Raw genomic sequence first — 21,663 nt, 5'->3', positions numbered from 1 at the left:
TTCAGGAGAAAAACAATGAGTCCCGAAACCGCCAAGAAGCCTTCCGTCCTGTTCGTCTGCGTCCACAACGCCGGCCGTTCCCAGATGGCCGCCGCCTTCCTCACCACGCTCGGCAAGGGTGAGATCGAGGTCCGTTCCGCCGGGTCCCAGCCTGCCGACAAGATCAACCCCGCCGCGGTGGAGGCCATGGCAGAGCTGGGCATCGACATGTCCGCCGAAGTTCCGAAGGTCCTCACCACCGAGGCCGTGAAGGAATCCGACGTCGTCATCACCATGGGCTGCGGCGACGAATGCCCCTACTTCCCCGGCAAGCGTTACGAGGACTGGGTCCTGGAAGACCCGGCCGGCAAGGGCGTCGAATCCGTCCGTCCCATCCGCGACCAGATCAAGACCCGCATCGAGGGCCTGATCGAGTCCCTCATTCCGGCTGCCACGTAACGCCAGCCCCTTGAACGCGGCATCAAAGGCGCAGGGCAGTTAGGTACATAGGGGTTAATGTTCAGTTCACCAGTTAGGTATAGGAAATCCGCACATTCCTTGAAAATGGGGTATAGGGGATCGATTGCTTGTTCTTTCGCTTCTGGTTTACGCTTTGGCATAGCTGGCATATAGCCGTCGTTGTTTCTGGGTCAACGCTTGCTTTACCCAGCCGGATAATTTAAATCCCCAGTAGAAATAGCGAGGCCGGCTGATGTTCTGGCGTAAGTGTGCAGCGATTGCATCATCCCTTCTGCTCGGGTTCGCAATCATTACTCCCACAACGGCAAACGCCGCCGTATCGACGATCCTGCCCACCATGGACACCTACGTCCAGGCGGACAAGCCGACTACCAACTTTGGCGCCAGCGTTCGTATTTCTACAGAGGGCCGTGCGAAAATCTGGCGGAACTCGCTCCTGCGGTTCAATGTTCAGGTTCCCGCCGGCGAGCATATTGTGTCGGCTAAACTGCGGGTTCATTCGGAGACATCCACAAACTCCACTGAATTTGTGGATGTTTTTACTACATCCGGCGGCTGGACCGAGGGTGGAGTTACCTGGAATAACGCACCAGCACGGGTGACGTGGCTGGGTAAGGCCGGCGGATTTGCTGCCGGCTCTTGGGTTGAATGGGATGTTACGAAGGGCGTGGGCGCAAAAGGGGGCGAGCAGAATTTCAAGCTGGAAAGCAACGCTCAAAAGTGGATTGGGTTTAAGTCGAAGGAATCTTCCAATTCCGCCCTGCGCCCACGGCTGGTGGTGACCACAGCGACTGACACGGCAACCTCAACCGAGGCTGCGGTGGTTCGTGGTTGGGGCACGCCTGTTACTGGCGATGAGTTCAATTACACGGGTGCGCCGGACGCCACGAAGTGGACTGTCTACAACAGCCCCGGGCACGCGGGCAACGGTATCCGGAGTCCCCAGCAGGTTACCGTGGACGGTTCCAAAATGGTTATGACTGGAACTCCGGAGGGCACCACCGCGGGCATTAGCGCGAAGTTTGCAAACCAGAAGTATGGGCGGTGGGAAGTCCGTGCGGCCGGATCCGGTGACAATGAATACCACCTGGTGTCCATCCTGTGGCCGGACAGCGAGAACTGGCCGTGTGATGGTGAAGTTGACTACGCAGAGACGACTGGTGACTGGAACGTCATCAAGTTCTTCCATCACTACTCCTGTGAGAACCGCCAGGTGTCCGCGGAAAAGGTATTGGACGTATCCCAGTTCCACAACTACGCGGTTGACTGGCACTCCGGCGGCATCATTGGTTACGTGGACGGTGTGAAGTGGTTTGAGACCACCAACCCCGCGCACCAGCCTCCCGGTCCGATGCACCAGACGCTGCAACTGGACTGGTTCCCGGACAGCACTGCCAACGGCGCCGGCGAGATGCGGGTGGATTGGGTCCGTGTGTATGCGGCGGCCGGAACGCTCTAGTCAGGGCGCACCATATTGACACGGCCCACACCTGAGCGCACCCTGATAGCGCTAGTTGCCCGTGTTGGCCGGCATTCTGCAGCTTCGCAAGCCGGCCGGCCAACTCTCCCGGAGTTGTCTGGGCGCTCCGGATGAAACAGTTCCACCCGCTCCCTGTCAGGAGAACAGTATGGCTGGCAATTCAGTCAGAGCCCTTGAAGCGAAGTCGTTCGACGAACCGGATGAAAAACGCCGCCCGCCGAAAACCCAGGTGGATGTTGTCAACATCGGAGACACCACCCTGGGCAGGTTTACTTTCGAGCCGGGCTGGAAGTGGTCCGAGACGGTCAAGACCGTGGTCCACACCGACAGCTGCCAGGTGAATCACGTGGGGATCTGCGCCGCGGGGACGCTGACGGTGGAGATGCTGGACGGCACCCGGACCACAATCAGCCCCGGCAACGCTTACACCATTCCCGCCGGCCACGATGCCTGGGTCGAAGGCGACGAGACATTCGTGGGCTACGAAATCATGAGCGCGGCCACCTTTGCCAAGCCTGCCTGAATCGGGCGGGTGATGCGTCCATCTCCTCGGACGGCTTCCGGGTCAGCAGAAGCTCCGGATTCCGGTGCCCGGAGGAAGCCCCGGCGCGGTTGGCGCCGCGCCGGGATCGCCTCGTTGATCATCCTGGGGCTGATCCTCGTCTCCACGGTGGTCAACCTGGTTCTGGAGTCGAGGGAGAAATCGGGCATGGCTGCCTACGGTGAACGTATCGCCGTAGGCAGCGGTTCTCTGAACGTGTACCGGAACGGGCAGGAAGAGGGCCAGCCGATTGTCCTGCTCAGCGGCCTGGGAACCCCGGCGCCCGGCCTCGACTTCGCTCCTCTGGCCCGGGAACTCAGCGGCTTCGACGTCATCGCCGTTGAGGGGTTTGGGTACGGTTACAGCGACATGGAAGCCCCGCCGCGGACCAACGAGAACATCAGTACCGAACTTCACGAGGTCCTGGCCAAACTGCAGGTCAAACAACCCTACGTTCTGGCAGGGCACTCCATCGCCGGTTTCTACATGCTCGACTACGCGAACCGGTACCCAACGGAAGTGGCCGCCGTCGTCGGAATCGATGCGTCCATCCCGAAACCGGGGGATCAGGCGGTTCCAGACCCGGAGCCGGGCATCAACTGGGAACGGGCCCTGGCCGTCACCGGAATAGTGCGCGCAGTCGCCGCCGTCGCGCCGGGTTTCGTGGACCCGGCAAGCGACGCGTACACGGATGACGAGCTGCACCGGATGCGCCTCATGACCAGCTGGAACTACGGCAATCAGGCAGTAGCCGATGAAACCGCCCGGATAGCGAACAATGCAGCAGCCCTAAGGGGAGTGACCTACCCCGACGACCTGCCCGTGCTGGCCTTCATTGCCGGCGAGGATTCCGATTCGACAGCCGCCAAAACATCCGCTGCTCAGAACCTGCTGAAGAACGTCCGGCGGCATGAGGTGGTCACGCTGGAGGGCAACCATTACCTGCACTGGACCCAGTCCAAGCGGATGGCAGAGGAAATCCAAACCTTCCTCGCCGGCCCGGGATAGCCCGGCTGTGGAAGCCTAGAGCGGTTCGGGCCGCACGCGCACCGCCGCCAGTGAACGCAGAAGCGCGACGGCGGTGATGGCGCCCGCCGCCATGATGGACGCCAGGACAATCACTTGGAACCGCCCTGCTTCCAACGGGGAGGCGCCGCCGAAGATTGCGCCCACGAAGGCGCCCGGCAGGGTGACCAGGCCGGTGGTTTTGGTCTGGTCCGTGGAGGGGATCAGGGCTGCGTGCACCGAGTAGCGGGCCTGGGTGAGGGTGGCCTGCGGGGCCGTGGCGCCGAGGGCCAGCCAGCCTTCCACCTGGTCCCACTGCTCACGGACGGCCTCATGGAACCGGCGCCCGGCAAGCACCGCGATGGTCATGCAGTTGCCGATCACTATCCCGCCCACTGCCAGGACGTAGCGGGGCTCGAATGCCACAGCTCCCGTGCCGAAGACGACGGCGAGGGTCACCACGATGCCAAGGCCATGGTCGCTGACACCGTTGCGAAGCGCAGCCAGGACCACGTGAGCCGGCGCGTTGCCGTCACCGCCGCTACGGTGAACATCACCAGCAGCGCCACCGCCACCCACAGTGCATCTGCGATGATGCCGCCGAGGACCAGGCTGATGAGCGCCAGCTGGGCTGCGCCGCGGAGGATAGCCAGAGCCGGTGCAAGGTACGACGGCGTGTGCGAACCCCGGAGCACCGCGACAGTCAGCAACATCAGGATGGCCACGGCCGCGAAGGTGGGTGCCAAGGCGTCGAGGAAGGCCATCAGTTCAGCCTAGCGCCGGCCTGACCCGCACTTAGCGCCGTGACACAGCGATTGGGTCAGCGCCTGGTCCTGGTAACGAAATCAGAGCAGGCTGGGCTGGCTCGAGAGGATGTAGTCCACCGCTGCCGGGCCTTTCAAGGACAATCCCGGCCATTCATGCTTGCCGGTACCGCGCTGTTGCTTTACGTATCCCCGTTGATCCATGGCTGCCCACAAGGACGTTGCGGAGCCGGGCTGCTGGCCATTGAGCAAGCACCAGCTGACGTACACCCCGTAGATGTCGTCTTCGCGAAGAGACGGTTGCCTCTCGCGGTCTTGAAGGAAGCAATCCGAGAGGAAGCGGGCGTAGTTCGGAACACTCATAAGTGGCTCCTTCGGGTCGTTGTAGCTCTACGAATGCTTTGCGGCACTGGTCGCGCAGCAGTGATTCGGAGCCATATCTGCGAAGGATGGGTCAGTGGTGATTAATGTTTTAACCGCCCGAGCTGGCCCCTCGCTCAGGACGAGCGGGCGTGCAGCTGGTTGTCAGTGGCGTTGCTGAGGGGAGTGAGTACCATGTCGTCGATCTTCGGCACCGCATGCCTTAGGCGGTGCCCGGCCTCATGGGTGACCTGTTCAGCGGCAGCCAGGGTGACGCCGTCGTCCACCAGCAAAGTGGCTGCGCCCTGCAAGCGGTGACCTGACCACCGCAGCTGCAGGCGCGGCACGGCCAGGACGCCCGGCGTGCCCTCGAGGGCCTTTTGCGCCGTATCCACAAGGTCGGGTTCGATCCCGTCCATCAGCCGCCGCCCGACGCTTCGCACCGTCCCCCACAAGAGGACCAGGATGGCCGCGGAAATCAACAGGCCGACGATGGGGTCCGCAAGGGGAAAGCCCAGCATGACGCCCACTGCGCCGAGCACTACGGCCAGGGACGTGAAACCGTCCGTGCGGGCGTGCACGCCGTCGGCCACCAGGGCGGCTGAGCCGATCCGGCGGCCCACCCTGATGCGGTACATGGCCACTACCTCGTTGCCTGCGAAACCGATCAAGCCGGCGGCGAAAACCCACCACAGATTGCTTAGCGGTTGGGGGTGCAGGAGCCGGTCAACGGACTGCCATGCCGCCACGACGGCGGACAGGGCAACGACGGCGACGATGAACAGCCCGGCAAGGTCCTCTGCCCGGCCAAAGCCATACGTATAGCGGCGGGTGGCCGCGCGGCGGCCCAGAATGAACGCCACCCACAGCGGGACCGCCGTCAGGGCATCCGAAAAATTGTGGATGGTATCGGCCAGCAGCGCCACGGAACCACTGACCAGCACCACCAGGAACTGCAGGACGGTGGTCGCCAGGAGAATGAACAGACTGATCTTCAGGGCCCGCACGCCTTCGACGCTGGCTTCCATCGCGTCGTCGATGGAGTCGGCGGCATCGTGGGTATGGGGAACAAACAGTTCCACCAACCAGCCCTTGAACCCGCCGTGCCCGTGCCCGTGCCCGTGCCCGTGCCCGTGGCCGTGCTCATGGTCATGACTGTGCCCGTGGTCATGATGGTGATGGTCCGTGTGCTGGTGGGCGTGCCCGGGGTTGCTCATGAGGCCGCCTTCCGGTCGCGGCGGTGGTGCGCAGGCTCTCCGCCAAGGGCGTGCTCAGCCTGGAAAACAGCGTCCACCACCAACTGCCGGGCATGTTCGTTTGCCAGGCGGTACAGAACCCTGGTGCCGTCCTGCCGCGTTGAAACCATCCTGGCCAGACGCATTTTGGCCAGGTGCTGCGAGACGGCCGCCGGTGATTTTCCCACGACGTCGGCCAAGGCACCCACGGCCATCTCGCCGTCGCGCAGGGCCAGGATGATGCGCACCCGGGTGGCGTCGGCAAGCATGGCGAAGACCTCGACGGCGAGCTCCACGTACTGGCTGTCGGCACTCAGCGAACAAATGCTGTTATCTGCATTCATGCGCACATTCTGCCATAGTGGGCGGCAGGTGCCTTACCTCGCGGGGTAAGGCACCTGGTTGAGGGAGCGGGCAAGGTGGGCGGCGTTGCGTGCTGCTCCGGCGGTGGTCGAAGCCACCTTTTCGGGGACGCTGTCCAGGTCTTTGTAGTCCACGGTTTGCATGGCCTCGCCCACCCAGTACGTGGCCCCCTGGGCGGGGATGGTGAAGCCGACGTCGTTCAGCGCCTGCTGCGTGTCCGCCACAGTCTTGTGGGCGCCGTCTTCGTTGCCCACCACTGCGACAATCGCTACTTTTCCGTACATGATGGGCCGCCCGGCCTCGTCAGTTTCGGCGAGGTCGGCATCGAGGCGTTCGATGACGCGTTGCGTAATGCTGCTCGGGTGCCCCATCCAGATCGGGGTGGCGAGGACCAGGATGTCCGCAGCGAGGATTCTCTCGCGGATCCCAGGCCACGCGTCGCCGTCGCCCATGTCCACCTGAACGCCGGGCATCACGTTGTGATCCACCACCCGCAGCGTGGCACCTCGCACGCCGTGCCCTGCAAGTTCCTTTAGCACGTGGTGGGCCATCAGTTCGCTGCTGGACGGCGCGGGTGAAGGCGTCAGGGAGCAAATAAGGGCAAGCGCGGTGAGGTCAGCCATCGTTCATCCTTGTCGTTGAGTTTTCCTTGGTACCGGTCAGTGGTTCGGGGCCGACGGCACGGCGGACTGCCGCGGACCGTCCCCTTCTGGACAGGAAAGTGCGACGGCGGTCCGAACCCCAGTTCCGTCCGTTTTCCCTCGAACACGTCTTGCGCGATAGATAGCAAGTGTGCTTAGTATCTAGTTAGTAACCTTACTTACTAATTGATCAGGCTGGGTTTGAAAGTCCAGCTGCCAACCAGTGGAAGCGAGTGACGATGACGGAGAACCAGTGGCCTGAGGCTTCTGCCCGAAGCCATCTCGACCAGTACGGGAACGCAGCACCGACGGATCCTTCCGCAGAGCCGGAAACTCACGTCACCAAGAAGGACGCAGCCAAGGGAGAGACGTCCAAGATCGCCGGGCAGGCGGCCGGTGCGGCCCACAATGTGGCGCAGACTGCCAAATCCGAAGTCGGGAACGTCGCATCCGAGGCCAAGTCCAGCGCAAGGGACCTCCTGCACCAGGCGAAGTCAGGACTGGGCAGCCAGGCCGGCGCGCAGCAGCAGAAGGCCGCCGATGGCATTCGGACCATCTCCAGTCAGTTGCACACCATGGCAGATGCCCCGGAGCAGAAGGGTATTGCCAGTGACCTGATCCGTCAGGCTGCAGAGCGCACGTCCTCGGTTGCTTCCTGGGTTGAAGGCAAGGAACCCGGGGCGCTGTTGGACGACGTCCAGTCCTTCGCCCGGCGCAAGCCGGGGACGTTCCTGCTCCTGGCTGCCGGCGCCGGCGTTTTTGTGGGCCGGCTCGCGCGTGGCCTGCAGCCAGCCCCGGCCCCGCAAGCAGCAATCCCGCCGATGCCGGCGCAGGCGCCGGCTGCCGCAACGACTGCTGCCGCACCAACCGGTCCGCCCTGGGGCGAGGAGTCGGTCTACCAGGATCGGGTGGCGGCGCCGGCAACCTACGGCGAAACCATCTACGGCGAACCTGCCCGGCCGGCCTATTCGGGCACGGAAGCAGGCGGAGTCCCGCTGCGGGACCTGGATGATCCGTACAGCGAGGTCCGCGGCACGGAACGCCAGCCGTAAGCAGCCAAAGCTGACAGCCAGACACCAGCCCCACCAAACAAAGGACCCGTGTCATGAAGAAACTGCTCTTCGCTTTGCTCCCCGGCATCATCAGCCGGGTACTGAAGGCCCGGAAGGCCAAGCAACTCCGTGCCGGACAGACCCGTCCGCCGCGGAACCGCTTCTAAATTTGTCCTCAAGCAGCACAAAACCAGTAACAAGAAGGAGAAACACATGATCAGCACTGAGAACCTTTCTGCACTGACCACTGCCGGCGGACACGTCGTTGGTTCCGACGGAAGCAAGATCGGATCCATCGGGCAGATTTACGTTGACGACCAGACCTCCGAGCCCACCTGGGTCACGGTGAAGACCGGACTCTTCGGATCCCACGAATCCTTCGCCCCGCTGGACGCCGCTTCGCAGGACGGTAACGACATCGTCGTGGCCCACACCAAGGACAAGGTCAAGGACGCACCCCGCGTCGCCCCGGACGGCCACCTCGAGCCGGAAGAGGAAGACCGCCTTTACACCTACTACGGCCTCAACGGGCACACCGGCAACGGCTTCACGGGCGGCAACGGCTACGCTGCCGGCACCGCAGACGACACGGTGGGCCGCGAAACTGTCGGCCACGACACCTCCGGTCCCACCACCGATGACGCCATGACCCGCTCCGAGGAGCAGCTGCACGTCGGCACCCGCAAGGAAGAGGCCGGCCGGGCACGCCTGCGCAAGTACGTCGTCACCGAAAACGTCACCACCACCGTCCCGGTGCAGCGTGAAGAGGTCCGCCTGGAGCGCGAACCCATCACGGACGCCAACATTGGTGCCGCCCTGGACGGCCCCGCGATCAGCGAGGAAGAGCACGAGGTCATCCTCCACGAGGAGCGCCCCGTCGTCGAAAAGGAAACCGTCCCGGTGGAGCGCGTGCGCCTGGACAAGGAGACCGTGACCAGCGAGCACACCGTCACCGAGGAAGTCCGCAAGGAAAACATCGAGCTCGACGACGACGGCCGCACCCGCCGCTAAGGCTCACCACCGGAATCCTCACCGATTCCCCGCGCACGGCCCGTCCTCCATTCCGGAGGGCGGGCCGTGCGTTTGCGTCCCTGGGCAGGCCCGGACAGTCCCGGGGACGCGGATCGTCGCCGGCGGGGGACGGTCAGCCGATAATGGGCCGCTCCTCGGGCAGGCGGTACAGGCGCGGCCGGGCCGAGAGGGCCAGGGCGGACGCGACCGCCACGGTGCCGATGCGTCCGGTGAACATGAGTGCCATGAGGACCCACTCGGCAGCAGGCGGAAGGTTGTACGTGATGCCGGTGCTCATGCCTACCGTGGCGAAGGCGGAGATGGATTCGAAGAGGACCTTTTCCAGGCTGTAGTCGGTGAACATCAGCAGCAGCATGGTGCCGGTGACCACGGCGCCGATGCCCAGCAGGGCCACGGACAGGGCCTGGCGCTGGGAGGAGGAGCTAATGGACCGGTGCGCGATGGTCACCTGGTCGCGGCCGCGGACTTCGTTCCAGATGGCGAAGCCCAGCACCAGGAATGTGGTGATCTTGATGCCACCGGCCGTGCCGGCGCTGCCGCCGCCGATGAACATCAGGATGTTGGTCACCATAAGTGTTTCCGGCGCGGCAACCCCATAGTCGATGCTGTTGAACCCGGCCGTGCGCGGGAAGACACCGCCGGCAAAGGACCCCAGGATCTTGCCGGTCAGGGAAAGCTGGCCGAGCGTTTCGTTCCTGTTCCATTCGAATGCGGCGAACAGCGCAACACCGGCGGCCAGGAGGAAAACCGTTCCGTAGATGGTCAGGCGCAGGTGGATGGTCCAGTTTTTGGGTTTGATCTCGCCGCGCGAGAGCTGGATGATCACCGGGAACCCCAGCCCGCCGGCGATGATGGCCAGGCAGATGGGCACGATGATCCAGGGGTCTTCAGCGAAACCGATGAGGTTGGTGCTGTAGACGGAGAAGCCCGCGTTATTGAAAGCGGAGATCGCGTGGAAGATCCCGTGCCAGAGGGCGGTGGCCAAGTTCTGGTCGTAGGCAATCCAGAACCGGACGGTCAGTGCCAGGGCTGTTAAGGCTTCGAACGTAAGCATGATCCTGGCTACCCGGACCAGCACAGCACGGACGTCACCGAGGTTCAGGGTGTGGGTTTCGGACTGGGCCACGAGTTGGCCGCGCAGCCCGATGCTCTTGCGGACCAGCAGCGCCAGCAGGGTTGCCAGGGTCATGATGCCAAACCCGCCCACCTGGATGAGCCCGAGGATGATGCCCTGTCCCAGCGGGGTCCAGAACGTTGCCGTGTCCACGGTAATGAGGCCTGTGACGCAGACCGCTGACACTGATGTGAACAGCGCCGGCATGAACCCCTCGGACCCGCCGTCGGTCCGGGCAGCGGGAAGCATCAGCAAAGCGGCACCGATGATAATGACCAGCAGGAAGGCCAGGGGAACTGCCCTGACCGGGTGTGACATCACCCTGCGGATGATGTTTTCCTTGCGTCCTTCCTTGCCGCCCTTCTTGCGTCCCTCCGCCCGGGCGTCCCGAAACATCTTCTGGACAGCGGCGATGCTGGACGCGTCGGGCACCCGCGTGGGGGATTCCGACGGCGGGACCTCCTTATGGATGCTCATCCCACGTGGATGCCGGGGCGCCGGTCCGGATCCGGCTCGTTTTCGCGGATGATCTCCCGGACCACCGGGGCGGTGTCGCCGCGGCCCAGGAGCAGGTAGCGCATCAGGTGCGCCAGGGGGTTGCCTTCGGACCATTCGAAGTAGGCGTGCGGGCGGACGCCGGTGGCGTCCCGCAGGGCCAGGAGGATTGCGGCGATGGCGTTGGGCGCGGCCGGGCTCTGGGCGCGCAGGACCCGGTGGCCGTCCACTTCCACGCCGTGGACTGCCAGGGTGTCGCTGAACTCGGAGGGGTCGGTGATGCCGATTTCGAGGAAGATGACGTCGGCCGTGCCGGGGACGGGGTTGTTCTCCCGCTGCACGGCTTCCTTGTCCGCGTATTCGGCGCCGTCGCACGCCTGGGGCCGGTTGGCGATGAGGTTGATCCGGCCGTCGTACTCCAGGGTGTCGCTGATGAAGCGGCGCGCGTCGTCGTCGAACTCAATCCTGTCCACGCGGAGCTCGGTGGTGCGGCTGATGCGGGAGACGAGGGAAACGGCCACGATGCCCAGGATGAAGAACCCGGAAATGGTGATGCCGTCCGGCTTCTCGATCACGTTCGCCGCCAGGGCGTAGAGCATCACCACGGTCAGGGCCGTGAAGCCGATGGACGCGCGGCGCTGCTTTTTGCGGATGGCGGAGATAGTGACGGCGATGGCCCCGGACACCATCATCGCCAGGATACCGGTGGCGTAGGCGCCGGCCTGGGCGTTGACGTCCGCGTTGAAGCCGATGGTGATCAGGATGCTGATGGCGGTGTAGACCAGCACCACCGGGCGGACGGCGCGGGACCAGTCCGGCGCCATGCCGTAGGAGGGCAGGTACCGGGGGACGATGTTGATCAGGCCGGCCATGGCGGAGGCGCCGGCGAACCACAGGATCAGGATGCTGCTGACGTCGTAGACGGAGCCGAAGCCGTTGCCGAGGCGTTCGTGGGCCAGGTATGCCAGTGCGCGGCCGCTGGCTTCGCCGCCGGCCGCAAATTCCTCGGCGGGGATCAGGACGGTGGTGACGAAGCTGCTGCCCAGCAGGTAGACGCTCATGATGAGCGCCGCCGTCGTCAGAAGCTTCCGCGTGTTTTTGATCCGGCTGGCCAGTTTTTCCTCAGGCGTGGTGCCCTTGGCTGCGACCAGGGGCATCATGCTGACGCCGGTTTCGAAGCCGGACAGGCCCAGGACCAGCAGGGGGAAGGCAACCAGGGCAGGCCCGATGACGCCGCTGAAGCCGCCGCCGGAGGAGAGGAGGGCGTCTGTCCAGGAGGCGAGTGCGCCGGGGGTGGCAAAGACGTGGATGATTCCTTCCCCGATGATGATGGCGTTCATCAGCAGGAAGACCGCCACGAGCGGGATGGCGACGGCGACGGCCTCCGAGAAGCCCAGCAGGAACACCCCGCCCAGGATCAGGAGCAGCACCACGGTGATGGCAACGGCCTGCCCTTCCAGGAAGGGCGGCAGGTAGGGGTTTTCGAGCAGGTGCACCGTGGCGTCTGCCGCCGAAAGGGTGATGGTGATGATCCAGGAGGTGGCAACGAAGCCCAGCAGGATCAGCACGAAGATTTTTCCCCGCCAGAACGGCAGGAGCCGCTCGAGCATCGCCACGGACCCCTGGCCGTGGGGACTTTCCTTTGCAACCCGCCGGTACATGGGCAGCATCCCGAGCAGTGTCAGGGCCACGATGAGCAGCGTCGCAAGCGGTGAGAGTGCGCCGGCGGCGAGGGCAGCGATGCCGGGCAGGTAGGACAGTGTGGAGAAGTAGTCCACGCCGGTCAGGCACATGACCTTCCACCAGCTCTGCTGCGTGGCGTGCGCGTCGGAGGTCTCCGGGCCCACGGGCTGGTTCACCCGGTGCTCCAGCAGCCACCTGACCAGAGGGCTGCCGGATACGGCCTCCCGTTCAGGATTGGGAACGGTGGCGGGGATGGTGAAGTGGGCGGAAGCCGTCAAGGTCGTGTCTTTCTGTACTGCCTGACACGGGTACAACGTCCCGTTTTCAGGCGCGACGCTGTGCTGATAACCACCGGAGCGTAGCACCGGGGAAAGCCCGTCAACGTAGCGTTTCCGCGGATCTTAATGCTTTCTTAACGCCGCCCTGGGGCCCTCCTGCAGGGGGCACCCGTGCCACTGCAACAGGCCTGGCGGGCTACTCCTGGAAGCGGTAACCCAGGCCGGTCTCGGTCAGCAGATGCCGTGGATTCGCCGGGTCGGTTTCGAGCTTCCGCCGCAGCTGCGCGAGGTACACCCGCAGGTAGGCGGTCTCGTGGGCGTAGGCGGGTCCCCACACCTGGGTGAGGATTTCTTCGTGGGTGACCAGGGCGCCGGTGTTCCTGGCCAGCAGTTCCAGGATGTTCCATTCCGTGGGGGTAAGCCGGACTGCCACGCCCCGGCGGGTCACCTGCTTTGTGGCCAGGTTGACGGTGAAGCCGGCGGTCTCGATGACGGGAACGTCCCCGGTGGATCCGCGGCGCAGGGCTGCGCGGAGCCGGGCCATCAGTTCGTCCATCCCGAAGGGCTTGGTCACGTAATCGTCGGCGCCCGCGTCGAGGGCCTGGATCTTGTCATCGGAGCCGTGCCGTGCGGACAGGACCACGATGGGGACTTTGTTCCAGCGCCGAAGCCGCCGGATCACTTCGACGCCGTCCAGGTCCGGAAGGCCCAGGTCCAGGATGATGACGTCCACGGGATGCTGCGCCGCCTGCTCCAACGCGTTCTGTCCGGTGAATGCGGTGACTGTGGAGTAACCCCTGGCGTTCAGGTTGATCTGCAGGGCGCGGAGGATCTGGACCTCGTCGTCAACGATCAGCACTGCTGCCATGAAGTCCTCTCATCCCGAGTTCGGGTGCTACGCCCGTAGAGAGCGGAAGCCGGACCACCATGGTCAGGCCCCCGCCGGGAGTGGGTTCAGCCAGGAGCACCCCGCCCATGGCTTCGGTAAACCCTTTCGCCACGGCCAGGCCCAGGCCGATCCCCGTCCCGGGCGTGGTGTCATCGGCACGCTGGAAAGGCCGGAACATGGCCAGGACCTTGTCCGGAGCGATGCCCGAGCCGTGATCCACGATGCTGAGCTCACTGGCAGGAACATCCCCAATTCTTGCACTGCCCGCGCCGCCCACCGCGCCGGCAATCACGACGTCGGACTCGGGGGCGTACTTCAGCGCGTTCTCCACGAGGTTCGCGATGACCCGTTCCAGCATCCCCGGATCGCCGTCCACCGGAGGCATGTTGTCCGGCAGCAGCACGCGGAGCCGCTCCGAGTCCGTTCCCCGCAGGGCCTCACCCACCACGTCGGCCCAGTAGACGGGGCGGATCAGGGGCGCCACCGAGTCCGCCGTGATTCGGGACATGTCCAGGAGGTTGCTGACCAGGCGGTCCAACCTGTCGGCGCCATGCTCTATGGTGGCCAGCAGTTCTTCCTGCTCCTCCGGCCCGAAGGTGATGGACCTGTCCCGCAGGCTGCTGGAAGCCAGTTTGATCCCGGCCAGGGGCGTGCGCAGGTCATGGGACACGGCCCGCAGGATGGAGGTCCGCATGGTGTTGCCTTCAGCCAGGCGCAGGTTTTCACGCTGGCTCGCGGAGAGCTCCTCGCGCTGGACCATGGCCAGCAGGTGCGCCCCGAAGGCGGCCAGCAACCGCCGTTCGTCTTGGGAGAGTTCCTTTCCGTTCAGCGTGAGCATCCGGTCCCCGTCCAACTGCTCCACCGTGTCTGCCCCGGCCACGTCCGCCGGGCGGGTTTCGCCGGAGAACTCCTGCAGCTCCCAGCCGACTGTCCTGCCGGGCCCGGACTCCTGCCTGGTCCACAGTCCTGCCCCCGCCGCCTGGAAATGCTCCCGCACCTGGTCCAGGAACGCAGGGATGCTGTTCCCTTCCGCCACGGCCCGGCGGCTCAATTCCCCGAGGACAGCCGCTTCCGCGCCGGCGATGTGCGCCTCCTTGCTGAGCTTGGCGGACCGGTCCACCACCAGCGACACAGCCACTGCCACCAGGACGAAGATCAGCAGCGCCAGGACGTTTTCCGGATCGATCACGGTCAGCGAACCCACCGGCCGGACGCTGTAGTAGTTCACGATAAGACCCGCGACGACGGCGGCTGCCACTGCGGGCCACAGCCCCCCGAGCAGCGCCACACCAACGATCCCGGTCAGGTGGACCAGCATGTCGGTGGACAGCTGGTTGTGGGGGAGCAAGTCCAGGCCAAACTGCAGGAGCGGGGGAAGCCCCACCGCGAGCGCGAACGCCGGTATCTCCCGGCGCCGCCCCAGCCGGGGAGGCCTCCGTCGCTGTCGGTCAGCGGAGTTGGGGAGGTGGTTGATGAGGTGGACATCGATATTCCCTGCGTCCTGCATGACGGCGGCTGCCACCCCGCGGCGGGTGCCGAGAAGCGGCCGGCGTGATGAGCCGATGACAACCTGGGAGGCGTTGATGCTCCTCGCGAAATTTACCAGCGCCACACCCGCGTCCTGCCCGCCGACGGAATGGAAAAATCCTCCCAGCTCAGCCGTCAGCTTGCGCAGCTGTTCCAGGTCCTTGCCGGATTCCGGGCCGCGGCCATCCTTGCTGGTGCGGACATGGACCACATGCAGTTCTCCGCCCGCGGCGGCAGCGAGCATCCTCGCAGCACGGCGGACCAGTACCTGGTCCTGCGCCCTGCCGCCCACCCCCACGACAATTTTCTCCCGGGCGGGCCAGCCCTCCCTCACGCGCGCCGGGTCACGGTAGTCCGCCAGCCCGGCGTCGACCCGTTCAGCCAGCCACAACAACGCAAGCTCGCGCAGGGCGGCAAGCGTGCCAACCCGGAAGATCCCGGCCAGGGCGGCATCGGCCTCCTCCCGGGTGCTGTAGATCTTTCCGTCCGCCAGCCGCTGGCGCAGCAGCTCAGGTGCGGCATCCACCAGCTCGACCTGGTTGGCGAGCCGCACCACGGCGTCGGGGACAGTAGTCGACTCCTGGACGCCCGTGATCTCCCGGACGGCATCGGACAAGGACTGCAGGTTCCGGATGTCGAGTGTGGAAATGACATCAATCCCTGCTTCGAGCAGGTGATCGATCTGCTCCCAGCGGCTTACGCCGTCGGCCATTGCAGCGTAGTCGTCAACCAGCACGACGTCGGGCCGGCGGGCAATCAGCGCCTGGTTATCCACATCGGCCAGCGCACTGTCCGGACGCTGCGGACACAGTTCAAGGCCCTTCAGCAGCCCGGCAGTATCGGCACGTCCTCGCGGGGAGACGGCACCAACAACCACATCAAAGCCCTCGCCGGCCAAGCGCCTGCCTTCTTCCAGCATCGCAAACGTCTTGCCCGCCCCGGGCGCAGCCCCCAGAAGGATGCGCAGATTACCTCGTGCCATGGCTCCATTGTTCCCTCCGCCAGGCCACCCCGGCTCCAGGCCCGGAGTTCATCGGCCGGCAGGGCCCATAACTGGCTCAGGACGCCGGGACAATTCCGGTGACGAGTGTGCCGAGGCGGGCAGCTGCTGTCAGCTCAAGGTCAGTCTCCGTGAATCTCAAGTTGTCGCCGCTGATGACCAGGACCCGCCCTGCGCCGGCTGCCTGCAGCCATACGGCGTCAAGGGGGTTCCTGCTGTCCAGTTGCTGGGAACACATCAGGAGTCCGTCAACATGCAGTTGGACTGTTCCACCATCGGCCACGGTGCAGGTGCAGGTGTTCCCGGCAGGGGCAGCCCGCTGAAGGATGTCGGTGTAGCTGGCGCTGAAAGACATCTGGAATCCGTGGTTGAGCAGGACCGAGACCAGCGCCGACGTCTTCTCCCCGCCCGGTTGGCCGATAACAACATTCGGAACCAGAGTGTAGGCCAGCACGGGAATGTCTGCTCCGGGCCCGGCCCCACTCAGGACCAGCCGTGCACCAATGGAGGTCACCTTTTCCACCACACCAAACTCTTCACGCACAGTCAGCCCGGGTTCCTGGCACTGCAGATGGCAGATAACAGGATCGAAGGTGAGGGACGGTGCACCGGCCAGGCTGCGGCCTTCCGTGATGATCACCGACAGGGACAGGACAGCGCCGGGGCCAAGAGGCAGCAGGCACGCCCCGCAGCGGCTGGCCGCAGCCTTGACCGTCTCGATGTAGTGGGCAGTGTCCGTGCCCTTGAAAGCCTTGAGCCGTCCGTCCCAGGCGACATTGCTGATGATGGGCACGTTCCGCAGTCCAATCCGTGACGCGCTCCAGCGACGGACGGCACGAATGGGCTGTTCACGTCGTGGAGCGGGAGACCTGCCGCCGGGCTGGGCATCACATGGGGGCTAGGATGCCTGGCCCGGCGCACTGACCGGAATGAGTTATGGGGGCCAACTCCCCGGCCAGATAACCACAGCTTGAAGCCGCCGCCTTGCGGAAAACCTAGGACGCTGCGGGCGGGAGGCCCCCAAGGAAATCCCAAGCTGCTGACCGGGGCCAGGGCTGGGACGGGAACTGTGGAGGAGCCAGTCCAGTCAGCGGTTGTCCCGCTGCTTTTCGGCCTCTTTCTGTGCCTCTTCCCGCTGTTTTTCGGCTTCCTTTTGTGCCTCTTCGCGTTGTTCCTCGGCTTCCTTTTGTGCCTCTTCCGCCTGCTCCTGCTGGTCCTCGGTCAGCTGTGGGGCAGTCGCAGGGGTTGTGGGCGGCTTTGCCAGGGTTGCTTCCAAATCGCTCCTGATAGTGCCGATGGCAGCCTCGATCCTGCTTCTGCGCTGCTGGGTCATCCGGCCCTGCCCGGCAGCTGTTGCCACCTCCTGGCTCAGTTTCCCAAGCTCGGCCATCGCTGCGGGAAAGTCCTGCTGCGCGGCCCGTTCTTTCGCCGCGGCCACCCGCGTTTGCAGTTGCGCCGCCACGGCGTCGTCGAGATCGGGTTGACCGGAGCAGGACGTCAGGAGCGACATGCCCAGGGCGGCGGCCGCAACACCGGTCAGCAGTTGTCGCAGGGGAGTGCGGTTCATGGCGTGACGCTTTCTTCCAGTTCCTTGAAGTGCTCGCCCAGCTGCCCGGGGATGGCCGGGCCGGGTGTTTCCACCGGCGTGGGCGCCGGCTGCTGGACCGTCGTCAGCAGCACGGCCAGGAGGATCACGACGACGGCGGCCACCGCAGCCAGGACCCACAGCCGGCGGTTTCCCAGGCGTCCCGGTTTTTCCCAGGGGCGCTGCCGTGCCGGCGCCGGCTGGGCGGAAGACGGCGGCGCGGGCGCCGCCTGGACGGAAGCCGGTGAGCGCGATGGCATGTGCGGGGCCGGCTGCCATGACGTGACGTTGGTTGCCTGGTTCTCGGACAGGGCCGGGAGCCGGGCGCCCTGCCTGGCGGCCGGGCTGCTGGACCGGGGCCTCCCGGCAGCTCCCGCAGCCAGGACTTTGGTGGGCGGGTGGGGTGCTGCCAGGGCGGTTTCCACCTCATGCGCTTCGCCGGCCGGCAGGGACCACCCGACGGCGGTGCCCAGCGTGGCTGCAACACTCGCCGCGTCGGGCCGGTCCTGCGGGTTCCGGGCTGTCATGCCGGCAAGCACCGATAACCACTGTGGGCCCAGCGACGCAGGAAGGTGCGGGCCGCGGGAGAGCCGGGCCACCGCCGCTTCCAGCGGCGGTCCGGGAAAGGCCACCGTCCCGGTGAGGGCCTCCAGCAGCACCAGGCCCAGGGAGTAGATGTCCGCCGCGGGTCCCACCGTGTCGCCGCTGGCCTGTTCCGGACTCAAGTAGGCCGCTGTGCCCGGAACCATATTGGTTGCGGTGACCCGGGCGCCGTCAAGCATTCGCGCGATGCCGAAATCAGCGAGCTTGGGCCGCAGCGGTGCTCCTGCCGCGTAGCGGGTGAGGAGGATGTTGGCCGGCTTCACATCGCGGTGCACCACGCCGCGGTGGTGGATGTACTGCAGGGCCTCAGCCAGTTCAGCTCCCAGCCGCGCCGCTTCGGCACCTTCCAGCGGTCCGCTTTCAAGAAGCCGGCGTAGATCGGTTCCGGAAACAAGCTCCATCACCAGGAAAGGCACCTCCCGCCGGCCGCGCAGCAACGTCCCCGTGTCGAACAGCGTCACCAGGCCGTGGTGGTTCAGTTGCGCCAGCATCCGTGCCTCTGATTGCTGCCTGGCCAGTTCGTCTGCGCCGCTGACGTCATCGCGGAAGATTTTCAGCGCCACGTCCCGGTCCAGGACCAAGTCTGTTCCCCGGTAGACGCTTCCCATGCCGCCGTGGCCCAGCACTTCGCCCACCCTGTAGCGCTCGCGCAGGATGGTTCCGGCCAAACCGGTGTCCGTCTCTTCGGTCATGTCCGGGCTTTTCGTTTCACCCAGCCCCACGCCGCCGTGGCAACGAACAGCACCAGGCCGATAAGCGCAAGCCACAGCAGGCCTTCGATGATGAAGCCCAGGATCGACAGAACAAGCCAAATGACAAGCAGTGTGATTATTAGTCCCATTCCCGAATACTAGCCGGAAAGGAACGAGCCGGTCCGGTCTAGGAGTTACTGTCCGAAACCGCTGAACTGACGGCCGTGGGGCTGTCGTACTCCTTGTCGGGGATGGCTTCCAGGGCCTGGATCACGTTGTTGTCAGCACCGGAGTCCTTTGCACTGGACAGCAAGGCTTCACGGCTTGCGGGATAGTCCACGCCGCCGAGGAACTTTTGAATCTGGATCGGGTTCGGAGTTTCGGCCATGGTGCCAGTTTCCTTTCTGATCGGTTTTTATGCCCTCGGCTCCTTTTTATGGGAAAGGGCCGCGAGGACTTCATCGTAGGCTGCACGTTTTGATAGGAAAAGGGTGATTACGGCTGCGCGGAATCTTCCGTCAGCCAAGCAAGCGCTTCATCCTTGGAAGTAAAGAACCGGGTGGGGTGGGCCGGATGGTGCCGTGCCATGTAGAAGCCTGCCATGGCTTCGTCTACGGCCGAGGTTCCGACGATTGCTGCCCGAGTGAGTGGCCAGGAGGAGGCGAAGGCTTCCTGTGCACGCCGGTCAATCCATGTCATGCCGGTCATTTCAACCAGCAGCGGAAGCGTCCGCCCTGCACTGAGGGTGGTGGCACGTTGCATGAGTGCTTTCGCATCGCTTTCCCTGACCACGGCACCGGGGGCCCACTTCAGGCACAGGATCTGCCCGGAAAGCTCGATGGTCCCGAAGATGTCATCATGTGCGTCCTCTTCCACGGCGTCTCCTAAAGACCCGTTGTCGATGAACCGCCGGATGCCATGATGTGCCCGTTCTGCTCGGAGAGCCATTGCAGGGCTTCCGGTTGGCTGGTGAAATACGCGGAGGGAGTGGGAGATTGCCGGGCGAATGCCGCGAGCACGGTGCCCATGGGATGGTCACCCACGAGAGCCACTACGGAGAAACCCCGGTAGGCGATCATGCCTGCCCGTGCCTCCGGGCTCAGTCCGGTCACTCCGGTGATATCCACGAGAATGGGCATGGCCTGCCCGCCGCTGAGTTCCTCCAGGGTGCGGGCAGCCTGGACTGCAATTTCGTAAGTGACAAACACTCTTGGCCGCCAATGCAGCCGCAGAAACCCATCTTCGTGCGACGCGGTAAACGAATTCATGCGTTCCACTGTGCTGGTATCGGAGGGAAAGCGCCAACCCAGGCCCGGCGGGCATCATCGAGACAGCATCAGGTGAGGTTATAGAAAGCTTCCCGGTGAACCAGAACGGGGAACCCATCTACGTCGCCACTGGCAACTCAAACCGGGAGAGGCCTCACGGGGCCAATCCTTAGGGTCGGCGGTAACCGCAGAGGTAACCGCAGTAGCTGGATCGCTGCGGTCTAAAGGCCCGGCTTGTTGATGGGCTTGTCCAACGCGAGGCTTATGGTTTGTCCGGGTACTAATTCGACAGTTGGCAGGTCAACAAACTCGTACCAGGTTCCCCCTGTGCCGGTGGTCGGGCGGTTGGCTGCTCGCAGGTCGGTGATGCTGAATCGGAACGAGATTTGGCGCTCTGTGTCGCCGGGGGCTGTGGTGTAAGTGAGTGGAATCCCTTCAGCATCGGCAGTGAACGTGCCCTGCGCACCCTCGATCTTGAGTTCGCCGGGTATCAACCGCACTTTGCGTCCTGCCGGGATTGGCTCGTTGGCCTCGAGTGACGGGTTGTAAAGCAGGATCTGTTCGGTAGTGGAGCGGAATTTGTATCCGAGGCTGTCGAGAGAGTCACCGTCCACGGTGGTGTAGTAGATGGCCTGGCCGAACGAGTTGGTGACTGTTGTTCCCTTGCCTGATCGGCTGTCCACGGGGTTTTTCTGCAGCTGGATAACGTGTCCGGCCTGGATGAAGTAGGTGCCGCCTTTTTCGTAGGTGAACGGGACCTTGTTGGCTTCGGCTAATTGCTCCGGGGTTAGGTTGAACCGGTACGTAATGCCACTCAGGGTGTCACCGGTTTCTATCTTGTAACTGGTTGGGATGCCGGTCGCGTCAACTGTGGCAACGCCCTTTGCCCCAATCATCGGTTCAGCGGGAATCAACCGGAGTTTTGTACCCGGACTCACGGGTGAATTTCGCTGGAGTCCGTTGAATTCAGCGACCTTTGCCTCTGAGAGGTTGTAAGCGGCAGCCACGCTGGCGAGGGTGTCGCCGGAGACCGTGGTGTAGTAATCCACGTTGCCGAACGAGTCGGCCACCGCTTCCCCGCGTAGGGAAGGCTTTCCATTGCCGACCGGTGACACTTCCGGTGTGGCGGTGGCCGAGTGTGCTGGGACTGGAGCCTCAGTTTGCGTGCATCCGGCCAGCCCCATCGCTAGCAGTGCAATGGAGGCAGCTGCCCACCGGGCCAGCCCTACATGCTTCCGAGCAACTGCAGTACCTTCGTTTCCCATACATCCCCCAAAAAAGCCCGGTGCAACCGGGAGCAAAGATCGTCAGACCAAACCTGAGCATAAGACCTGACGCATCGAAAGTGGATTTCCGAGTCGCCAAGGTCCAGGTGAGGGGTGCATGGGCAGGAACGTACGACGGCGGCGCTCGCCTCGTGCGAGAGGTGATGGGGCGTTCGGCAAAGGGGTGAGGGAGGTGATGGCGCGTTCGGGAAAAGGGTGCGGGACGTGATGGGGCGTTCGGGGAAAGGGTGCGGGAGGTGATGGGGCGTTGGGGGAAAGGGTGCGGGAGGTGATGGGGCGTCGCAGGGGCGGTACCACGCTTGACGGTCAGG

At 64.5% G+C, this 21,663-nt stretch carries 22 protein-coding genes and 1 pseudogene; 6 read left to right on the top strand and 17 right to left on the bottom strand.

Annotated features, from left to right (window positions below):
* The first annotated feature begins 15 nt into the window (after positions 1-15).
* The 4 genes from AC5RUQ_RS09410 to AC5RUQ_RS09395 all read left to right on the top strand — a co-directional run bounded on the left by AC5RUQ_RS09410 (position 16) and on the right by AC5RUQ_RS09395 (position 3,488).
* On the top strand, positions 16-438 hold the full coding sequence (locus AC5RUQ_RS09410) for an arsenate reductase ArsC (protein ID WP_493947031.1): 423 nt from the start codon (positions 16-18) through the stop codon (positions 436-438).
* Positions 439-691: 253 nt separating this feature from the next.
* Positions 692-1,918, top strand: a complete 1,227-nt coding sequence (locus AC5RUQ_RS09405; protein WP_493947030.1) for a CBM96 family carbohydrate-binding protein — start codon at positions 692-694, stop codon at positions 1,916-1,918.
* Positions 1,919-2,087: 169 nt separating this feature from the next.
* Entirely contained in the window at positions 2,088-2,462 is a 375-nt protein-coding gene (locus tag AC5RUQ_RS09400) for a cupin domain-containing protein (RefSeq protein WP_493947029.1), read from the top strand.
* Positions 2,463-2,474: 12 nt separating this feature from the next.
* Positions 2,475-3,488, top strand: coding sequence for an alpha/beta fold hydrolase (locus AC5RUQ_RS09395; RefSeq protein ID WP_493947028.1), 1,014 nt, complete (start codon positions 2,475-2,477; stop codon positions 3,486-3,488).
* Positions 3,489-3,503: 15 nt separating this feature from the next.
* Here the strand turns inward: AC5RUQ_RS09395 and AC5RUQ_RS09390 are convergent.
* From AC5RUQ_RS09390 to AC5RUQ_RS09370, 5 genes and pseudogenes are all read right to left on the bottom strand, one after another.
* Positions 3,504-4,249 (bottom strand): annotated as a pseudogene (locus AC5RUQ_RS09390) (ABC transporter permease).
* Positions 4,250-4,330: 81 nt separating this feature from the next.
* Entirely contained in the window at positions 4,331-4,612 is a 282-nt protein-coding gene (locus AC5RUQ_RS09385) for a hypothetical protein (RefSeq protein WP_493947027.1), read from the bottom strand.
* 134 nt (positions 4,613-4,746) lie between these two features.
* Positions 4,747-5,826 (bottom strand): cation diffusion facilitator family transporter, encoded by a 1,080-nt coding sequence (locus tag AC5RUQ_RS09380; protein ID WP_493947026.1) that lies wholly within the window; start codon positions 5,824-5,826, stop codon positions 4,747-4,749.
* On the bottom strand, positions 5,823-6,188 hold the full coding sequence (locus AC5RUQ_RS09375; protein ID WP_493947025.1) for an ArsR/SmtB family transcription factor: 366 nt from the start codon (positions 6,186-6,188) through the stop codon (positions 5,823-5,825). The genes AC5RUQ_RS09380 and AC5RUQ_RS09375 overlap by 4 nt, the downstream gene beginning before the upstream one ends.
* A gap of 33 nt (positions 6,189-6,221) precedes the next feature.
* Positions 6,222-6,830 carry a flavodoxin family protein gene (locus AC5RUQ_RS09370; RefSeq protein WP_493947024.1) on the bottom strand — a complete coding sequence of 203 codons (609 nt, stop codon included), beginning with the start codon at positions 6,828-6,830 and terminating at the stop codon, positions 6,222-6,224.
* 257 nt (positions 6,831-7,087) lie between these two features.
* Between AC5RUQ_RS09370 and AC5RUQ_RS09365 the strand changes: the two genes are divergently transcribed.
* Complete coding sequence (locus tag AC5RUQ_RS09365) at positions 7,088-7,900, top strand: hypothetical protein (RefSeq protein WP_493947023.1); 813 nt, start codon at positions 7,088-7,090, stop codon at positions 7,898-7,900.
* A 213-nt stretch (positions 7,901-8,113) separates the two neighbouring features.
* Positions 8,114-8,911, top strand: a complete 798-nt coding sequence (locus AC5RUQ_RS09360) for a DUF2382 domain-containing protein (protein WP_493947022.1) — start codon at positions 8,114-8,116, stop codon at positions 8,909-8,911.
* Positions 8,912-9,044: 133 nt separating this feature from the next.
* On the opposite strand, the gene AC5RUQ_RS09355 is transcribed toward AC5RUQ_RS09360, so the two are convergent.
* From AC5RUQ_RS09355 to AC5RUQ_RS09300, 12 genes are all read right to left on the bottom strand, one after another.
* Entirely contained in the window at positions 9,045-10,364 is a 1,320-nt protein-coding gene (locus tag AC5RUQ_RS09355) for a TrkH family potassium uptake protein (RefSeq protein WP_493947197.1), read from the bottom strand.
* A gap of 155 nt (positions 10,365-10,519) precedes the next feature.
* Complete coding sequence (locus AC5RUQ_RS09350; protein ID WP_493947021.1) at positions 10,520-12,502, bottom strand: APC family permease; 1,983 nt, start codon at positions 12,500-12,502, stop codon at positions 10,520-10,522.
* Between the two features lie 196 nt (positions 12,503-12,698).
* On the bottom strand, positions 12,699-13,370 hold the full coding sequence (locus tag AC5RUQ_RS09345; RefSeq protein WP_461187602.1) for a response regulator: 672 nt from the start codon (positions 13,368-13,370) through the stop codon (positions 12,699-12,701).
* The gene (locus tag AC5RUQ_RS09340; protein WP_493947020.1) at positions 13,348-15,900 is read right to left on the bottom strand and encodes a DUF4118 domain-containing protein; all 2,553 of its coding nucleotides are present in this window, start codon (positions 15,898-15,900) and stop codon (positions 13,348-13,350) included. Before AC5RUQ_RS09340 ends, AC5RUQ_RS09345 begins: the two co-directional genes overlap by 23 nt.
* A 76-nt stretch (positions 15,901-15,976) precedes the next feature.
* Positions 15,977-16,711, bottom strand: coding sequence for a hypothetical protein (locus AC5RUQ_RS09335; protein WP_493947019.1), 735 nt, complete (start codon positions 16,709-16,711; stop codon positions 15,977-15,979).
* Between the two features lie 294 nt (positions 16,712-17,005).
* Positions 17,006-17,485, bottom strand: a complete 480-nt coding sequence (locus AC5RUQ_RS09330) for a phage regulatory CII family protein (protein WP_493947018.1) — start codon at positions 17,483-17,485, stop codon at positions 17,006-17,008.
* On the bottom strand, positions 17,482-18,798 hold the full coding sequence (locus tag AC5RUQ_RS09325; RefSeq protein ID WP_493947017.1) for a serine/threonine-protein kinase: 1,317 nt from the start codon (positions 18,796-18,798) through the stop codon (positions 17,482-17,484). Before AC5RUQ_RS09325 ends, AC5RUQ_RS09330 begins: the two co-directional genes overlap by 4 nt.
* Entirely contained in the window at positions 18,795-18,947 is a 153-nt protein-coding gene (locus tag AC5RUQ_RS09320) for an LPXTG cell wall anchor domain-containing protein (protein ID WP_493947016.1), read from the bottom strand. Before AC5RUQ_RS09320 ends, AC5RUQ_RS09325 begins: the two co-directional genes overlap by 4 nt.
* Before the next feature lie 38 nt (positions 18,948-18,985).
* Positions 18,986-19,186, bottom strand: coding sequence for a DUF2795 domain-containing protein (locus tag AC5RUQ_RS09315; RefSeq protein ID WP_493947015.1), 201 nt, complete (start codon positions 19,184-19,186; stop codon positions 18,986-18,988).
* A gap of 107 nt (positions 19,187-19,293) precedes the next feature.
* Positions 19,294-19,674 carry a DUF7793 family protein gene (locus tag AC5RUQ_RS09310; RefSeq protein WP_493947014.1) on the bottom strand — a complete coding sequence of 127 codons (381 nt, stop codon included), beginning with the start codon at positions 19,672-19,674 and terminating at the stop codon, positions 19,294-19,296.
* Between the two features lie 8 nt (positions 19,675-19,682).
* Positions 19,683-20,066 carry a DUF7793 family protein gene (locus AC5RUQ_RS09305; RefSeq protein WP_493947013.1) on the bottom strand — a complete coding sequence of 128 codons (384 nt, stop codon included), beginning with the start codon at positions 20,064-20,066 and terminating at the stop codon, positions 19,683-19,685.
* Between the two features lie 221 nt (positions 20,067-20,287).
* A complete protein-coding gene (locus tag AC5RUQ_RS09300) occupies positions 20,288-21,136 on the bottom strand; it encodes a LysM peptidoglycan-binding domain-containing protein (protein WP_493947012.1) in 849 nt (282 codons plus the stop codon).
* Between the last annotated feature and the right edge of the window lie 527 nt (positions 21,137-21,663).

The organism is Arthrobacter sp. MDT2-3, assembly GCF_059090465.1.
This window is presented reverse-complemented; position numbering and strand designations above follow the sequence as displayed.

Coding starts and splice junctions, on each gene's coding strand:
- AC5RUQ_RS09410 (WP_493947031.1), top strand. CDS start 16: ATGAGTCCCGAAACCGCCAAGAAGCCTTCCGTCCTGTTCGTCTGCGTC.
- AC5RUQ_RS09405 (WP_493947030.1), top strand. CDS start 692: ATGTTCTGGCGTAAGTGTGCAGCGATTGCATCATCCCTTCTGCTCGGG.
- AC5RUQ_RS09400 (WP_493947029.1), top strand. CDS start 2,088: ATGGCTGGCAATTCAGTCAGAGCCCTTGAAGCGAAGTCGTTCGACGAA.
- AC5RUQ_RS09395 (WP_493947028.1), top strand. CDS start 2,475: ATGCGTCCATCTCCTCGGACGGCTTCCGGGTCAGCAGAAGCTCCGGAT.
- AC5RUQ_RS09385 (WP_493947027.1), bottom strand. CDS start 4,612: ATGAGTGTTCCGAACTACGCCCGCTTCCTCTCGGATTGCTTCCTTCAA.
- AC5RUQ_RS09380 (WP_493947026.1), bottom strand. CDS start 5,826: ATGAGCAACCCCGGGCACGCCCACCAGCACACGGACCATCACCATCAT.
- AC5RUQ_RS09375 (WP_493947025.1), bottom strand. CDS start 6,188: ATGAATGCAGATAACAGCATTTGTTCGCTGAGTGCCGACAGCCAGTAC.
- AC5RUQ_RS09370 (WP_493947024.1), bottom strand. CDS start 6,830: ATGGCTGACCTCACCGCGCTTGCCCTTATTTGCTCCCTGACGCCTTCA.
- AC5RUQ_RS09365 (WP_493947023.1), top strand. CDS start 7,088: ATGACGGAGAACCAGTGGCCTGAGGCTTCTGCCCGAAGCCATCTCGAC.
- AC5RUQ_RS09360 (WP_493947022.1), top strand. CDS start 8,114: ATGATCAGCACTGAGAACCTTTCTGCACTGACCACTGCCGGCGGACAC.
- AC5RUQ_RS09355 (WP_493947197.1), bottom strand. CDS start 10,364: ATGTCACACCCGGTCAGGGCAGTTCCCCTGGCCTTCCTGCTGGTCATT.
- AC5RUQ_RS09345 (WP_461187602.1), bottom strand. CDS start 13,370: ATGGCAGCAGTGCTGATCGTTGACGACGAGGTCCAGATCCTCCGCGCC.
- AC5RUQ_RS09340 (WP_493947020.1), bottom strand. CDS start 15,900: ATGGCACGAGGTAATCTGCGCATCCTTCTGGGGGCTGCGCCCGGGGCG.
- AC5RUQ_RS09330 (WP_493947018.1), bottom strand. CDS start 17,485: ATGAACCGCACTCCCCTGCGACAACTGCTGACCGGTGTTGCGGCCGCC.
- AC5RUQ_RS09325 (WP_493947017.1), bottom strand. CDS start 18,798: ATGACCGAAGAGACGGACACCGGTTTGGCCGGAACCATCCTGCGCGAG.
- AC5RUQ_RS09320 (WP_493947016.1), bottom strand. CDS start 18,947: ATGGGACTAATAATCACACTGCTTGTCATTTGGCTTGTTCTGTCGATC.
- AC5RUQ_RS09315 (WP_493947015.1), bottom strand. CDS start 19,186: ATGGCCGAAACTCCGAACCCGATCCAGATTCAAAAGTTCCTCGGCGGC.
- AC5RUQ_RS09305 (WP_493947013.1), bottom strand. CDS start 20,066: ATGAATTCGTTTACCGCGTCGCACGAAGATGGGTTTCTGCGGCTGCAT.